This window comes from Pseudomonas sp. 22490, from assembly GCF_052044465.1.
Classification (GTDB): Bacteria; Pseudomonadota; Gammaproteobacteria; order Pseudomonadales; family Pseudomonadaceae; genus Pseudomonas; species Pseudomonas aeruginosa.
This window is the reverse complement of sequence record NZ_JBQENS010000014.1, coordinates 77,655-92,352: the sequence shown is the minus strand read 5'-3', so window position 1 is coordinate 92,352 and position 14,698 is coordinate 77,655. Positions and strand designations below refer to the sequence as shown.

Annotated in this window: 17 protein-coding genes; 9 read left to right on the top strand and 8 right to left on the bottom strand. The window is 66.8% G+C overall.

Features of this window, described 5'->3' with window-relative positions; genetic code table 11:
- The first annotated feature begins 4 nt into the window (after positions 1-4).
- The 6 genes from ACTJJX_RS17290 (at position 5) to ACTJJX_RS17265 (ending at position 3,266) form a co-directional block, all read left to right on the top strand.
- Positions 5-406, top strand: a complete 402-nt coding sequence (locus tag ACTJJX_RS17290; RefSeq protein ID WP_003098332.1) for a heme-binding protein — start codon at positions 5-7, stop codon at positions 404-406.
- 133 nt (positions 407-539) lie between these two features.
- On the top strand, positions 540-707 hold the full coding sequence (locus tag ACTJJX_RS17285; protein ID WP_003098330.1) for a rubredoxin: 168 nt from the start codon (positions 540-542) through the stop codon (positions 705-707).
- 183 nt (positions 708-890) lie between these two features.
- Positions 891-1,058 (top strand): rubredoxin, encoded by a 168-nt coding sequence (locus tag ACTJJX_RS17280; RefSeq protein ID WP_003098329.1) that lies wholly within the window; start codon positions 891-893, stop codon positions 1,056-1,058.
- A 51-nt stretch (positions 1,059-1,109) separates the two neighbouring features.
- Positions 1,110-2,264 (top strand): rubredoxin-NAD(+) reductase AlkT, encoded by a 1,155-nt coding sequence (gene alkT / locus ACTJJX_RS17275; protein WP_009877267.1) that lies wholly within the window; start codon positions 1,110-1,112, stop codon positions 2,262-2,264.
- 201 nt (positions 2,265-2,465) lie between these two features.
- A complete protein-coding gene (locus ACTJJX_RS17270) occupies positions 2,466-2,738 on the top strand; it encodes an HU family DNA-binding protein (protein WP_003096630.1) in 273 nt (90 codons plus the stop codon).
- 135 nt (positions 2,739-2,873) lie between these two features.
- The gene (locus ACTJJX_RS17265; protein WP_016852266.1) at positions 2,874-3,266 is read left to right on the top strand and encodes a hypothetical protein; all 393 of its coding nucleotides are present in this window, start codon (positions 2,874-2,876) and stop codon (positions 3,264-3,266) included.
- Between the two features lie 71 nt (positions 3,267-3,337).
- On the opposite strand, the gene ACTJJX_RS17260 is transcribed toward ACTJJX_RS17265, so the two are convergent.
- From ACTJJX_RS17260 to oxyR, 3 genes are all read right to left on the bottom strand, one after another.
- Positions 3,338-4,747: an HDOD domain-containing protein gene (locus ACTJJX_RS17260; RefSeq protein WP_003114368.1), complete on the bottom strand. Its 1,410-nt coding sequence runs from the start codon at positions 4,745-4,747 to the stop codon at positions 3,338-3,340.
- A gap of 89 nt (positions 4,748-4,836) precedes the next feature.
- Positions 4,837-6,912, bottom strand: coding sequence for an ATP-dependent DNA helicase RecG (recG, locus tag ACTJJX_RS17255; RefSeq protein ID WP_003096624.1), 2,076 nt, complete (start codon positions 6,910-6,912; stop codon positions 4,837-4,839).
- Positions 6,909-7,841, bottom strand: a complete 933-nt coding sequence (gene oxyR / locus ACTJJX_RS17250; protein ID WP_003096622.1) for an oxidative stress transcriptional regulator OxyR — start codon at positions 7,839-7,841, stop codon at positions 6,909-6,911. Before oxyR ends, recG begins: the two co-directional genes overlap by 4 nt.
- A 137-nt stretch (positions 7,842-7,978) precedes the next feature.
- On the opposite strand from oxyR, the gene ACTJJX_RS17245 reads away from it, so the two are divergent.
- The 3 genes from ACTJJX_RS17245 (at position 7,979) to ACTJJX_RS17235 (ending at position 10,317) form a co-directional block, all read left to right on the top strand.
- Positions 7,979-8,830, top strand: coding sequence for an SDR family oxidoreductase (locus ACTJJX_RS17245; protein WP_003121310.1), 852 nt, complete (start codon positions 7,979-7,981; stop codon positions 8,828-8,830).
- Positions 8,830-9,630 carry an AraC family transcriptional regulator gene (locus ACTJJX_RS17240; RefSeq protein WP_003114367.1) on the top strand — a complete coding sequence of 267 codons (801 nt, stop codon included), beginning with the start codon at positions 8,830-8,832 and terminating at the stop codon, positions 9,628-9,630. The genes ACTJJX_RS17245 and ACTJJX_RS17240 overlap by 1 nt, the downstream gene beginning before the upstream one ends.
- A 66-nt stretch (positions 9,631-9,696) precedes the next feature.
- Positions 9,697-10,317: a LysE family translocator gene (locus ACTJJX_RS17235; RefSeq protein WP_003096613.1), complete on the top strand. Its 621-nt coding sequence runs from the start codon at positions 9,697-9,699 to the stop codon at positions 10,315-10,317.
- A gap of 6 nt (positions 10,318-10,323) precedes the next feature.
- Here the strand turns inward: ACTJJX_RS17235 and ACTJJX_RS17230 are convergent, their stop codons facing one another.
- The 5 genes from ACTJJX_RS17230 to gmk all read right to left on the bottom strand — a co-directional run bounded on the left by ACTJJX_RS17230 (position 10,324) and on the right by gmk (position 14,689).
- Complete coding sequence (locus tag ACTJJX_RS17230; RefSeq protein ID WP_016852265.1) at positions 10,324-11,055, bottom strand: hypothetical protein; 732 nt, start codon at positions 11,053-11,055, stop codon at positions 10,324-10,326.
- 54 nt (positions 11,056-11,109) lie between these two features.
- The gene (locus ACTJJX_RS17225; RefSeq protein WP_003096609.1) at positions 11,110-11,490 is read right to left on the bottom strand and encodes a RidA family protein; all 381 of its coding nucleotides are present in this window, start codon (positions 11,488-11,490) and stop codon (positions 11,110-11,112) included.
- Positions 11,491-11,551: 61 nt separating this feature from the next.
- Positions 11,552-13,657 carry a bifunctional GTP diphosphokinase/guanosine-3',5'-bis pyrophosphate 3'-pyrophosphohydrolase gene (gene spoT, locus ACTJJX_RS17220; RefSeq protein ID WP_003096603.1) on the bottom strand — a complete coding sequence of 702 codons (2,106 nt, stop codon included), beginning with the start codon at positions 13,655-13,657 and terminating at the stop codon, positions 11,552-11,554.
- 65 nt (positions 13,658-13,722) lie between these two features.
- A complete protein-coding gene (rpoZ, locus tag ACTJJX_RS17215; RefSeq protein ID WP_003096602.1) occupies positions 13,723-13,989 on the bottom strand; it encodes a DNA-directed RNA polymerase subunit omega in 267 nt (88 codons plus the stop codon).
- A gap of 88 nt (positions 13,990-14,077) precedes the next feature.
- On the bottom strand, positions 14,078-14,689 hold the full coding sequence (gene gmk, locus ACTJJX_RS17210; protein WP_003098317.1) for a guanylate kinase: 612 nt from the start codon (positions 14,687-14,689) through the stop codon (positions 14,078-14,080).
- Between the last annotated feature and the right edge of the window lie 9 nt (positions 14,690-14,698).

Genomic DNA, 14,698 nt, shown 5'->3' with positions numbered 1-14,698 from the left:
AACCATGCACAGCAAGCCGGTACTCGGCCGCGAGGAGGTCGCCCGCGTCCTTGGCGCGGCCCGCGAGGAGGCACAGCGCCAAGGCTGGGCGGTGAGCATCGCGGTGGTCGACGACGGCGGCCACCCGCTGGCGCTGGAGCGCCTCGACGGCTGCGCGCCGATCGGTGCCTACATCGCGACGGAAAAGGCCCGCAGCGCCGCCCTGGGACGCCGGGAAACGAAGCGCTACGAGGACATGATCAACGGCGGACGCAGCGCCTTCCTCTCGGTGCCGCTGCTGCAGGCCACCCTGGAGGGCGGTGTGCCGATCCTGGTGGACGGACAGGTGGTCGGCGCGGTCGGGGTTTCCGGCGTACGCGCCGAAGAGGACGCCCGGGTGGCGCGGATCGGAGCCGAGGGGTTGTGAGGCGACCGGTGGGCACCACCCATCTTTGGTTGGCCCGTTCGGCACCACCTTGCCTTTCGGGCAGGTTGGCGGACAGGGTGGATTTGTTATAGGTTGCCGGCGCTGAACCGTGGTAACCCGCCCGAGGTAAACAATGAAGAAGTGGCAATGCGTGGTGTGTGGACTGATCTATGACGAGGCCAAAGGCTGGCCGGAAGAAGGCATCGAGGCGGGAACGCGCTGGGAAGACGTGCCTGAAGACTGGCTGTGCCCCGACTGCGGCGTCGGCAAGCTGGACTTCGAGATGATCGAAATCGGCTGAGCCCCGCTCGCCGGCGAAGAAGGCGGCCCTGGCCGCCTTTTTTCATGCCTGGCCAGCGGCCGTCCAGGAGTTATCCTTGGGACTTGGGTCCGGTCATTGACTGTCCTGCCGGGAACGCCCGGCAGCCTTGCCGTTGGCCGGCCACCGACGCTGAGCTAGGTTCGACGAACGAGGAGGGTGGCTATGCGCAAGTGGCAATGCGTGGTCTGCGGCTTCATCTACGACGAAGCCCTGGGCCTGCCCGAAGAAGGCATTCCGGCGGGAACCCGTTGGGAAGACATCCCGGCGGACTGGGTCTGCCCGGATTGCGGTGTCGGCAAGATCGATTTCGAGATGATCGAGATCGCCTGAGCGAAATCCACAGAAGCGGCGCCCGGCGCCGGCAATCACAGAGGAACGGAAATGAGCGAGCGTGCGCCCCTGGTAATCATCGGAACCGGCCTGGCGGGCTACAACCTGGCCCGCGAGTGGCGCAAGCTGGACAGCGAGACGCCGCTGCTGATGATCACCGCCGACGACGGCCGTTCCTATTCCAAGCCGATGCTCTCCACCGGCTTCTCGAAGAACAAGGACGCCGACGGCCTGGCCATGGCCGAACCGGGCGCCATGGCCGAGCAACTGAACGCACGCATCCTGACCCATACCCGGGTCACCGGTATCGATCCCGGCCATCAGCGGATCTGGATCGGCGAGGAAGAGGTGCGTTATCGCGACCTGGTCCTGGCCTGGGGCGCGGAGCCGATCCGGGTGCCGGTCGAGGGCGATGCCCAGGAAGCGCTCTACCCGATCAACGACCTGGAAGACTACGCGCGCTTCCGCCAGGCGGCTGCCGGCAAGCACCGGGTACTGCTGCTCGGTGCGGGGCTGATCGGTTGCGAATTCGCCAACGACCTCTCCAGCGGCGGCTACCAGCTCGACGTGGTGGCGCCTTGCGAGCAGGTGATGCCGGGCCTGCTCCACCCGGCCGCGGCGAAGGCCGTGCAGGCAGGCCTGGAAGGCCTCGGCGTGCGCTTCCACCTGGGGCCGGTGCTGGCCAGCCTGAAGAAGGCCGGCGAGGGGCTGGAAGCGCATCTTTCGGATGGCGAGGTGATTCCCTGCGACCTGGTGGTCTCCGCCGTCGGCCTGCGTCCGCGCACCGAATTGGCCTTCGCCGCCGGGCTGGCGGTCAACCGCGGGATCGTCGTCGACCGCTCGCTGCGCACCTCCCACGCCAACATCTACGCGCTGGGCGACTGCGCCGAAGTGGACGGCCTCAACCTGCTCTATGTGATGCCGCTGATGGCCTGCGCACGCGCGCTGGCGCAGACCCTCGCCGGCAACCCCAGCCAGGTGGCCTACGGTCCCATGCCGGTGACGGTGAAGACCCCGGCCTGCCCGCTGGTGGTGTCGCCGCCGCCCCGCGGAATGGATGGCCAATGGCTAGTGGAAGGCTCTGGAACGGACCTCAAGGTCCTGTGCCGGGATACCGCTGGTCGAGTGATCGGTTATGCCCTGACCGGAGCGGCGGTGAACGAAAAATTGGCCCTGAACAAAGAGTTACCCGGCCTCATGGCTTGAATGCCATTGGTTCCGGCCGTTATGCCGTCGAGACTTGCGGCAAAATTGTCGGACGATACTGGCGCAGTCCTCGGGAGCATGCCATCCTCCATCGCGTCTACCGCAGTCTAGAGCCTATGGTTCCGGTGGACTGCGGTGCCTTTGAGCGCTGCTGGGAAGACAGCACGGACACAAAAACAACAAACCGTCAAAGAGGCAACTATGCGTAAACCAGAACTAGCCGCCGCTATCGCCGAAAAGGCCGATCTCACCAAGGAACAGGCCAATCGCGTTCTCAACGCCCTGTTGGATGAAATCACCGGCGCGCTGAACCGCAAGGACAGCGTGACCCTGGTCGGTTTCGGCACCTTCCTGCAACGCCATCGCGGAGCCCGCACGGGGAAGAACCCGCAGACCGGCCAGCCGGTGAAGATCAAGGCCAGCAACACCGTCGCCTTCAAGCCGGGCAAGGCCCTGCGCGACGCGGTCAACTGACCGCCGAGAGCCCGGAGTCAGAGCGGCTCCGGGCTTCGTCGAAGACGCTTCCGCGCTCATCGAAAGGACAGCTGTAGTCCTCCTCGCGAACAGCTACAATGCGCCGCTCATCTCCCCGGATATCGAGGCGCGTGCATGAAATTTCGTCTTCTCCTGTGGATGCTTGGTCGCCTGATGGCCAAGGCCAGCCGCGACAATCCCGCTTTCCAGAAGCAGCTCGAGGGCAAGGACCTGGTGTTCCAGTTGCATACCCTCGACGGCAAGGTGGCGCGCCACTACCTGGTCAGGGACCTGCGCGTCAGCAGCAAGCGCGGTACCCATCCGCAACCGGCATTTTCCCTGGGGTTCAAGGACGGAGCCTACGGTTTCGCCGCGATGACTTCGAAGAACCCGCAGTTGGCCTTCATGCAGGGCATCCAGAACAAGGACATCCAGATAAAGGGCAATCCGGCGCTGGTGATCTGGTTCCAGGGTCTGGTGAAGTACCTCAAGCCGAAGAAGAAGGCTCCGGAGAAGAAAGCCGCCTGAGGGCGGCTTTCGATCTCATCCGGGCTGCGGCCGCAGCCTTTCGGTAGTGCGTTTCGCAGCGGACTACCCGGTCACCCCGGCAAGCGATTGAACTGGGCCGCCAGTTCGCGCAGGGCCGCTTCCGCTTCCAGCACCTTTTTCACGGCGTCCCCGGCCTTCTCCGGGGTGATCCCCAGGCGCTCGTACAATGCCGCCGGAATCGCTTGCTGCGTGCCATCGCCGATGCCGCTGTTGCGCAGCAACCGGTTGGTCAGGCAGATCAGGTTGGCGTAGACCGCGTTCGGCCCGGTGTAGCTGGGGTCCTGCTGGAAGCGCAGGGCGCAATAGAGGTCGTCAGGCATGTCCCAGACGCGCATCAGCCAGGCGCCGATCTGCTCGCGGGTGATCCCCAGCAGGTGCTGTTCGATATAGGCATGGCCGAGGTGCGGGTTGACCTCCAGGTGCCGGCAGATCAGCGAGAAATGCGGCGGGAAGACATGCGCCAGGACCAGGTAGCCGAAATTGTGCAGCAGGCCGCCCAGGTAGCTCAGGCCGGACTCCGGGCGCAGCTCGCGCGGCATGGCGCGGGTCAGGCCCTCGATCACCGCGGCGGTGTAGATCGCTTGCTGCCAGTAGGGCGTGGCCTGCTGTGGCTGGTCCTTGGGCAGGCTCAGGCTCTTGCCCAGGGCGAGGCCGAGGGCCAGGTTGATCACCAAGTCGAAACCGAGGACGCGGACGATCGCGTCTTCCACCGAGCGGATCTTGCCCGGAGCGGCGTAGTAGGGCGAGGCCGCCCAACTGACCACCTGGGCGGCGAGCGCCGGATCGGTTTCCACCAGACCGGTGATGTCGTCGACGCTGGCGTTGGGGTCGACCCGCAGCTTGATGATCTTCTGCGCCGTCTGCGGCAGCGGTGGAATCTCGATGGTCTGCTCCAGGCGCTGCTGGATGCGCCGGGCGGTGAAGGCCTGCACGGCCTGGCTGATTTCCGCGCGGTCGTCGTCCGGGCGGTCAAGGTTCAGGTTGATGTTTTCCAGCGGTTCGCCGAAGCGCGCGGCGCTGGCCTTGCCCAGCAGGCCGCGGAAGTCGTTGCTGGCGATCTCCAGGAGGATGCCGGGCTGGCCGGACTCGATCAGCAGGCGCGGTTCCTGCAACAGGCGCTCGTCGTACAGGCAGGGCGAACTGGTCAGGGGCGGCAACGCCGGCAGGCGGTGCAACTCGTGCTTGCCGAGCATTCGTTCCAGGCGCTCGGGCTTGATCGCCAGCAGCTTGCGGCCGGTCAGTTCGGTGAGCCGGGCGAGGTCCAGCAACTGGCTCTGCGGGAACAGCACCAGCAGGGTGCCGACGGCGTCGTCCAGCAGCACCGCCTGGACCCGGCGGGCGGCAGGCAGCTCCGCGCTGTCGCTGACCTCGCGGCAGGCGATGCCTAGCTTGGCGAGCAGCTGGAGGATGACCTGGGGGGCGTGCGGAGCATCGGCGGAGGCCAGGGCGGCTTCTGTCATGACGAGACCATGCGAGCTGGATTTTCCCTCAGTATAACCAGAGCTGCTTCAAGACTGAGACCTACGCCGGTCAGCGAGAGCGAAATAGATCACACTTGACCGTATTGCTGGCCGTGGCGCAACCACCGTTCGAGCAGCGGGCTGACATGCTGCGGCCAGTGCGCCAGGAGGGATTGGGCGGCATCGCGGACCGCCGGCAGCAGGTCTGCGTCGCGCATCAGGTCGGCGACCTTGAATTGCAGCAGGCCGGTCTGGCGGGTGCCGAGCATTTCGCCGGGGCCGCGCAATTCCAGGTCCTTCTCGGCGATGACGAAGCCGTCGCTGGTTTCGCGCATGATGCCCAGCCGCTCGCGGCCGATCTGCGACAGCGGTGGGTGGTAGAGCAGCACGCAGTGGCTGGCGGCGCTGCCCCGGCCAACCCGGCCGCGTAGCTGGTGCAGTTGGGCCAGGCCAAGGCGCTCGGGGTTCTCGATGATCATCAGGCTGGCGTTGGGCACGTCGACGCCGACCTCGATCACCGTGGTCGCCACCAGCAGTTGCAACATGCCTTCCTTGAAGGCCTCCATCACCACGGCCTTGTCCGCCGGCTTCATGCGCCCGTGGATCAGGCCGACACGCAGTTCGCCCAGCGCCGAGGAAAGCTCTTCGTAGGTGGTCTCGGCGGCCTGGCAGGTAAGCTCCTCGGACTCTTCGATCAGGGTACACACCCAGTAGGCCTGGCGCCCTTCGCGGCAAGCCGCGCGGACTCGCTCGATCACCTCGATACGGCGGCTGTCGGCCACCAGCACGGTATTCACCGGGGTACGCCCGGGCGGCAGCTCGTCGAGGATCGAGGTGTCGAGGTCGGCATAGGCGCTCATCGCCAGGGTCCGCGGGATCGGCGTGGCGGTCATGATCAACTGGTGTGGGCAGAGCCTGCCGTCCACGCCCTTCTGGCGCAGGGCCAGGCGCTGCTGCACGCCGAAGCGGTGCTGTTCGTCGATGATCGCCAGTGCAAGGCGCTTGAATTTCACTTCATCCTGGAACAGCGCGTGGGTGCCGACCACCATCGGCGCGCCGTCGCCGATGCGTTCCAGTGCCGCCGCGCGGGCCTTGCCCTTGAGCTTGCCGGCCAGCCAGGCGACTTCGATGTCCAGCGGCTGGAGCCACTTGCTGAAGTTGAGGAAATGCTGCTCGGCGAGGATCTCGGTCGGCGCCATCAGCGCCACCTGGTAACCGGCCTCTATGGCTTGCAGGGCGGCGAGGGCGGCGACCACGGTCTTGCCGGCGCCGACGTCGCCTTGCACCAGGCGCAGCATCGGTTCGTCCTGGGCCAGGTCGTAGGCGATCTCCGCGCCGACCCGGCGTTGCGCGCCGGTCGGCTGGAAGCCGAGGTTGGCAAGGAAGCGTTTCGGCAAGCGGCTGGCCGCCGGCAAGCGCGGCGCTGCCTGCGAGCGCACGGCTTCGCGCAGGCGCTGCAGGGATAACTGGTGGGTCAGCAGTTCTTCGAAGGCCAGGCGCAACTGCGCCCAGTGCCGGCCTTCGGCCAGTTCCTCGATGTCGGCATCCGGCGGCGGCCGGTGCAGGTAGCGGATCGCCTGGTCGAGCGGGCCAAGTTGGTAGTCGCGGGCCAGTTCCGCCGGCAGCCAGTCGGGCAGGCTGCTGGGGCCGAGCATGGCCAGGGCCTGTTGGCTCAACTGGCGCAGGCGCTGCTGGGTGAGGCCCTCGGTAGTCGGGTAGATCGGCGTCAGGGTCTGCTCCACCGGAATCGGCTCGTCGCCGTTCAGCGCGCGGTATTCCGGATGGTAGATCTCCAGGCCCGAGGCACCCGGCCGGACTTCGCCGTAGCAGCGCAGGTGGGTGCCGCGCTTGAGACCGTCCTTCTGCGCCTGGCTGAAATGGTAGAAGCGCAGGCTCAGGGTGCCGCTGCCGTCCTGCAGGCGCACCAGCAGGCTGCGGCGGCGCCCCATCACCACGTCGGCGCCGGCCACCACGCCCTCGACCACCGCGTCGGCCCCTGGCCGCAGGGCGCCGATGGCGGTGACGCGGGTACGGTCCTGGTAGCGCAGGGGCAGGTGGAACAGGATGTCCTGCAGGGTTTCCAGGCCTACCCGAGCGAGCTTCTCCGCCAGCGCGGCGCCTACGCCCTTTAGCGCGGTAACCGGGACCCTGGACAGCTCGGTCATGCGATTTGCGGTTGTTCCTGGGTTTGCGGACGGGCCACCGAGCACAGGCGGATCGAGTCGGCCAGCACTTCGATGGCGCGTGGACGCGGGAAGCTGGCGCGCCAGGCGATGGCAACGGTACGGAACGGCACCGGCGCGCTGAACGGGCGCACTTCGATGACGCCCGGCGCGTAGTGGTGGCTGTCCACCGCGGAGAACGGCAGCACCGAGACGCCCAGTCCGGAGGCGACCATGTGGCGGATGGTCTCCAGCGACGAGGACTCCACCGTGGTGTGCTTGTTCTCGTCGCCCTTGCGCACGGTCGGGCAGGCTTCCAGCACCTGGTCGCGGAAGCAGTGGCCTTCGCCGAGCAGGAGCAGGCTCTTGTCGTTGAGCAGCTCGGAATCGATGCTGGCCTTGGCGGTCCAAGGATGGTCGGCCGGCATCAGCACATAGAAGGGCTCGTCGAACAGCGGCTTGGTCAGGACGTCGGCTTCCTGGAACGGCAGGGCGATGATGATCGCGTCGAGTTCGCCGGTACGCAGCTTGTCGCGGAGGATATGGGTGAAGTTCTCCTCGATGTACAGCGGCATCTGCGGCGCGACCCGGTGCAGCTGGGGAATCAGATGCGGGAACAGGTAGGGACCGATGGTGTAGATGGCGCCGACCTTCAGCGGCGCGGCCAACTGGTTCTTGCCGGCCTGGGCCAGCTCGCGGATGCCCTGGGCCTGTTCGAGGACCTTCTGCGCCTGGGCGACGATGCCTTCGCCCACTGGCGTCAGGCGCACGGCGCTCTTGCTGCGCTCGAAGATCAGCACCCCCAGCTCGTCCTCGAGCTTCTTCACGCCGACCGAGAGGGTCGGTTGGCTGACGTGGCAACGCTCGGCGGCGCGGCCGAAGTGTTGTTCCTGGGCGAGGGTGACGATGTAGCGCAGTTCGGTGAGGGTCATGGCTGCTCATCCGTTAAGATCGGCCAAGCATAGCGGCTGCACCGCCGCGAACCAACCTCCGGGGGCATGATCGGGCGTGCATTGCAGACGATTCGACGCCTACACTGCCCGCCTTGTTGTAGGAAGGAGACGGCTTCATGTCGCAAACAGTGATGATCGCCGGCTGCGGCGATGTCGGCGGGCGCCTCGGCGAGGCGCTGCTGGCCGATGGCTGGCGGGTCCATGGCCTGCGTCGCTCGGTGGACGCCTTGCCGCAGGGGATCCTGCCGGTGGCTGGCGATCTGCAGGCTCCGGAGTGTCCCGCGCAGTGGCCGAGCGAGCCGCTCGACTACCTGGTGTACAGCGCCGCCGCCAGTCAGCACGACGAGGCTGGCTACCGTGCCGCCTACGTCGACGGCCTGCGCCATGTGCTGGGCTGGTTGCAGGCCCGCGGCCAGCGGCCCAGGCGCCTGCTGTTCGTCTCCAGCACCGGGGTCTACGCGCAGACCGATGGCGGCTGGATCGACGAGGAGTCGCCGGCGCTTTCCCAGGCCTATTCCGGACGGATCATGCTCGACGCCGAGCAGGTCGCGCTGGACAGCGGGATACCGGCTACCCGCGTGCGCCTGGCCGGCATCTACGGTCCGGGGCGGGAGTGGCTGCTCAACCAGGTGCGCCAGGGTTACCGGGTGGTCAGCGAGCCGCCCCTGTATGCCAACCGGATCCACGCCGACGATGCGGCCGGGCTGCTGGCCTTCCTGTTGCGCGCCGATGCCGGCGGCCAGGCGCTGGAGGACTGCTACATCGGTGTCGACGACGCGCCCGTGGCGATGCACGAGGTGGTCGACTACCTGCGCCAGCGCCTGGGCGTCAGCCAATGGGCCGACGAACATTCGGTACGCCGCGCCGGCAGCAAGCGTTGCAGCAATCGCCGCGCCCGGGCGCTCGGCTGGGTGCCGCGCTATCCCAGCTACCGCGAGGGCTACGCGGCGGTACTCGGGGACGCCTGATGGCTGCCAACCGGTTGTTGGCGCGTCCCTGGCTGCCTGGCGTGGAGCTGTTCCATGCGGACTTCTCCGGCCAGGCGTTCGGCCGCCACAGCCATTCGGCCTTCGCCATCGGCTCGATCCTCCACGGCGTCGGCGGCTACCAGTGCCGCGGGCGGCGCCATGCGCTGCCGGCCGGCACCCTGTCGCTGATGAACCCGGAAGAGCCACATACCGGGCACGCCGAATCCGAGCGGCTGGTCTACCGGATGCTCTATGTCGAGGAAACGCGCCTGCTCGGCCTGCTCGGCCGCAAACAGTTGCCGCGCGGCTTCGGCGAACTGAACCCGGCCGACGACGGCAGCGTGGCGGCTGGCCTGGCGTGGCTGGCCGAGGATTTCCAGCGCAGCGACGCATTGGGGTTGGAAAGCCGCCTGCTGGCCTTGCTCGAACAGGTCTTCGTGCGCCACGGCGGCTTGCGCCCGGCGGCTGCGGCGCCCCGCGACGGCGGAACCACCGCACGCCTGCGCGATTACCTGGAAGCGCATGCCACCGAGGCGCTCGGTCTGGACCAGCTGGCGCAGTTGCTGCAGCGCCACCCGCGCCACCTGATCGAGGCTTTCCGGCGTGCCTACGGCGTGCCGCCGCATACCTACCAACTGCAATGCCGGGTGCGCCAGGCCAAGCGCCTGTTGCTGGAAGAACGGCCGCTGGCGGAACTCGCCCAGCACCTCGGCTTCTACGACCAGGCGCACTTCTCCACGACCTTCCGGCGTTTCACCGGGGTCACTCCGGGGCAGTTCCGGCGCAGCGCCAAGACCTGAGTTTTTTCCAATACGGCGCCCGCCGTGCTGCACAGACTGGAGGCCTTCGCGTTTCGAGGGGCCTTCATGTTCGCTGCGTTCGTCCTTGTCGCCAGTACCCATTTCGCTGCCCTGCTGTCGCCGGGGCCGGACTTCTTCCTGTTGGTGCGCGCCGCCCTGCTGCGCGGCCGGCGCCAGGCCGACGGGGTGGCCGCCGGCATCGCCCTGGCCAACCTCCTGAGCATGCTGCTGGTGCTCGGCCTGCTGGCCAGCGTGCCGGACTCGGCGCACAGCGCCTTGCGCTGGCTGCAGGCGCTCGGCGGACTGTACTTCCTCTGGCTGGCGGGCCAGGCGCTGCTTGCGCAGAGGCGACTGGAAATGCCGGCGCAGCGCGACGTCCCGTCCCGCGGCGGCTATCTGCGCGGGCTGCGCGACGGCCTGCTGGCGAGCAGCCTGAATCCCAAGCTGCCGATCTTCTATGCGGGGCTGTTCGGCGTGCTGGCGCGCTTCAGCCTGCCGGGCTGGGCGCTGGCCCTGTGCCTGGCGTGGATGAGCCTGGCGGTGCTGTGCTGGGACATGGCGCTGGTGCGCCTGCTGGACAGGCCGCGCTGGCGCGGCTGGTTGCAACGGCGGGTAGGTGCGCTGGACCGGCTGTGCGGCGTCCTGCTGCTGGCGCTGGGCGGCTGGCTGGTGCTGGCCGCCCTCTGAGAGGCGTCAGCGCTCCAGCAGCCAGACGCGCTTGCCGGGCACGTAGCTGGGCATCTCGTTGGCGCCGGCGGTATTGACCGCTTCGAACAGTTGCAGCTCGTCGTCGTCGAGGCTGAACAGCAATTCGCGGCCGCGGTTGCCTTGTTGCAGCCAGATGCTGTCGTTGTCGCCGCTCATCGCTGCGCAATCGCCGGCCAGACACAGCGCGTAGCGTTCGGCGCCGGGCAGACCGCTGACCAGGCCATTGGCCTGGAACTCGACCTTGCCGCCCTGGCCCTGGCCTTCGCGGATCTTCCAGCTGCCCTTCAGATAGCTGCCATACAAGGCCCGCTCGAAACCGCTGCCGGCAGGGCTGTTGGCCGCGGGTTGCGGGTCGAGACGGCGGAAACGCTGTTCCGGGCCGTTGGCGCTGGCCTGCTGGATCAGATCCTTGCCGTCCAGTTCGAGACTCTCCTGGTTGTCGTCGCCATAGAAGGCAACCTTCCAGTGCTCGTCATCGCTCTTGCTCAGGGTCCCTTCGCCCAGTTCGAAGCCGTTGCTGAAGGTGGCTTCGCCTGCCTTGCTGTCGAGCTTCCATTCCAGGTTCGGGCCATAGGCGAGCAGGGCCTCGCGCAGCTTGCCGTCCTTGCTCGCGGCGTCGATCGCGGCCTGGTTGATCCAGGTGCCGGACGGATCGGCCGTGCCGGCGCAGCCGGCCAGCAGGGTGGCGGCTGCGGCGAGGAAAATCACGCGGCGCATCGTGCTACTCCATGCAGAGCGACGGGGCCTTGGGCCCCGTCGCGAACATCCGGCTTATTCGAGGACGACGATGGCGTCCATTTCCACCTGTGCGCCCTTCGGCAGGGCGGCTACGCCGATAGCGGCGCGCGCCGGGTAGGGTTGGGTGAAGTAGCGGCCCATGATCTCGTTGACCTTGGCGAAGTGCGACAGGTCGGTGAGGAAGATGTTCAGCTTGGCGACGTCGTGCAGGTAGCCGCCGGAAGCCTCGATCACCGCCTTGAGGTTCTCGAACACCTGGACGGTCTGCTCCTCGAAGCCTTCCACCAGTTCCATGGTCTTCGGGTCCAGCGGGATCTGCCCGGACACGTAGACGGTATTGCCGGCCTTGATGGCCTGGGAGTAGGTGCCGATGGCGGCCGGGGCGTTGTCGGTGTGGATAACGGTCTTGGTCATGGGAACTCCTTGCTGAAATCGAGTGGGCGCGGGGGCGCCGGATGACACAGGAAAAAGCGGGTCAGCTACGCAGGCGGGTGATCCGGATCACTCCCTTGAGGGCGCGCAGCTTCTTGATGACGCGGGCCAGGTGGACGCGATCGTGCACGCTGACGACCAGCTGGACTACGCTGATGCGGCCGTCGCGCTCGTCCATGCTGATCTTCTCGATGTTGCCGTCGGCCGCGTTGACGCTGGTGGCGAGCAGGGCGATCAGGCCACGCTGGTGCTCCAGCTCGACGCGCAGTTCGACATTGAATTCGCCGGTGACATCCTTGGCCCAGCTGAGCTGGATGCATTTTTCCGGGTTGTGGCGTACTTCGCTGATGTTCTTGCAGCTTTCCAGGTGCACCACCATGCCCTTGCCGGCGGACAGGTGGCCAACGATCGGGTCGCCGGGAATCGGCGTGCAGCACTTGGCGTAGCTCAGGACCAGGCCTTCGGTGCCGCGGATCGCCAGCGGACCCTCGGCGCTTGGCGCTTCCTCGCCCTCGCTGGACAGCAGGCGGCGGGCGACCACGTAGGCCATGCGGTTGCCCAGGCCGATCTCTTCCAGCAGGTCCTCGAAGACTTCCATGCGGTACTCGGCGAGCACGGCCTGGATGCGTTCCTGGGGAATCTTCTCGAGGTGGCTGTCGAAGCCGGTAAGGGTCTTGTTCAGCAGGCGCTCGCCGAGGTTGATCGACTCGGAGCGGCGTTGCAGCTTGAGCGCATGGCGGATATGGGTGCGCGCCTTGCCGGTGACCACGAAGCTCAGCCAGGCCGGGTTCGGCCGGGCGCCCGGGGCGGTGACGATTTCCACCGTCTGGCCGCTCTGCAACGGCTCGGAGAGCGGCGCCAGGCGACGGTTGATGCGGCAGGCGATGCAACTGTTGCCGACGTCGGTGTGCACCGCGTAGGCGAAGTCGACCGCGGTGGAACCCTTGGGCAGTTCCATGATGCGGCCCTTGGGCGTGAACACGTAGACCTCGTCCGGGAACAGGTCGATCTTCACGTTCTCGATGAATTCCAGCGAGTTGCCGGCGCGCTGCTGCAGTTCCAGCACGCCCTTCACCCATTGCCGGGCGCGGGCATGGGTGCCCTTGGGCGTCTCGTCGTTGGACTTGTACAGCCAGTGAGCGGCGATCCCGTGGTTGGCCATCTCTTCCATCTCGCGGGTACGGATCTGGATCTCGATGGGCACCCCGTGCATGCCGAACAGGGTGGTATGCAGCGACTGGTAGCCGTTGGCCTTGGGAATCGCGATGTAGTCCTTGAAGCGTCCGGGGAACGGCTTGTACAGGCTGTGCACGGCGCCCAGCACGCGATAGCAGGTATCGACCTTGTCGACGATGATGCGGAAGGCGTAGACGTCCATGATCTCGTTGAACGCCTTACGCTTGCCGCGCATCTTCTGGTAGATGCTGTAGAGGTGCTTCTCGCGGCCGATCACCTGGCCTTCCATGCCTTCCCGGGCGAGGCAGTTGACCAGCGACTCCTGGATCTTGCCGACGATCTCGCGGCGGTTGCCGCGGGCCTTCTTCACCGCCTGGCGGATGCGCTCGGCGCGCATCGGGTGCATGGCCTTGAAACCGAGGTCCTCGAACTCCACGCGCATGGTGTGCATGCCCAGGCGGTTGGCGATGGGCGCGTAGATTTCCAGGGTTTCCTTGGCGATGCGCCGGCGCTTTTCGCCGGACAGCACCTCGAGGGTGCGCATGTTGTGCAGGCGGTCGGCCAGCTTGACCAGGATCACGCGGATGTCGCGGGCCATGGCCATGGCCATCTTCTGGAAGTTCTCGGCCTGGGCCTCGGCCTTGGTCTCGAAGTTCATCTGGGTCAGCTTGCTGACCCCGTCGACCAGTTCCGAAACCGTCTCGCCGAACTGCGCGGTGAGCGCTTCCTTGGCGATGCCGGTGTCCTCGATCACGTCGTGCAGCATCGCGGCCATCAGGCTCTGATGGTCCATGTGCATGTCGGCGAGGATGTTGGAGACCGCCAGCGGGTGGGTCACGTACGGTTCGCCGCTGCGGCGGCGTTGCCCGTCGTGGGCCTGCTCGGCGTAGTAGTAGGCGCGGCGGACCAGGTTGACCTGGTCCGGCCCGAGGTAGCTCGACAGTCTGTCGGCGAAGGCGTCTATGCCCGGCAAGGGTTCACCCCCTGCCCGTAGGCGGGTTGCGGCGCTCGCAGGCGACGTCGAGCCGAGGCCATGGCTTACAGGGCCTCGGTGTTGGCCTCGTCGTCGAACGCTGCGAACAGCGGTTCGTCCTCGACGATGTCTTCCTGCTGGACGACGTTCTCATCGACCAGGCCGGAAGCGATCTCGCGCAGGGCGACGACGGTCGGCTTGTCGTTTTCCCAGGCCACTTTCGGCTCCTTGCCGCCGGTAGCCAGCTGACGGGCGCGCTTGGTGGCGAGCATGACCAGCTCGAAACGGTTATCGACGTTGTCCAGGCAGTCTTCAACGGTGACGCGGGCCATGGTGTTCCTCGTAACGAAAAGTGAGCCCGACGTTTGCCGGGCGGACTGAATAGTCTAAAAAATCGCCAATCTTTATGGAAGAGCCGATTTAGGCGAGCAGACGACCGAGCAGTTCGGCGTGGCGTTGCTGCTGGGCGTCCTGGCGCAACTGGCGGGCGCGGAAGATCGCCTTGAGGTCGTCCAGGGCGTGGGCGAAATCGTCGTTGATCACCAGGTGATCGTACTCCACGTAGTGGCTCATTTCGCTGACGGCTTCGCGCATGCGCCGCTCGATCACCTCGTCGCTGTCCTGGCCGCGGTTGGTCAGGCGCTGGCGCAGGGCTTCCTGGCTCGGCGGGAGGATGAAGATCGATTGGGCCTCGGGCATCAGCCGGCGCACCTGCTGGGCGCCCTGCCAGTCGATCTCGAGGATCAGGTCGAGGCCTTCGGCGAGGGTTTTCTCGACCCAGCGCTGCGAGGTGCCGTAGAGGTTGCCGAAGACTTCGGCATGCTCGAGGAACTCGTTGCGCTCGAGCATGGCGAGGAATTCCTCGCGGCTGGTGAAGTGGTAGTTGACCCCGTCCACCTCGCCCGGACGCATGCCGCGGGTGGTATGGGAGACGGACACGCGGACCTCGGGGGCGGCGTCGAGCAGGGCCTTCACCAGGCTGGTCTTGCCGGCGCCGGAGGGAGCGGAAACGATGTACAGGGTGCCGGACATGAGGTGTTC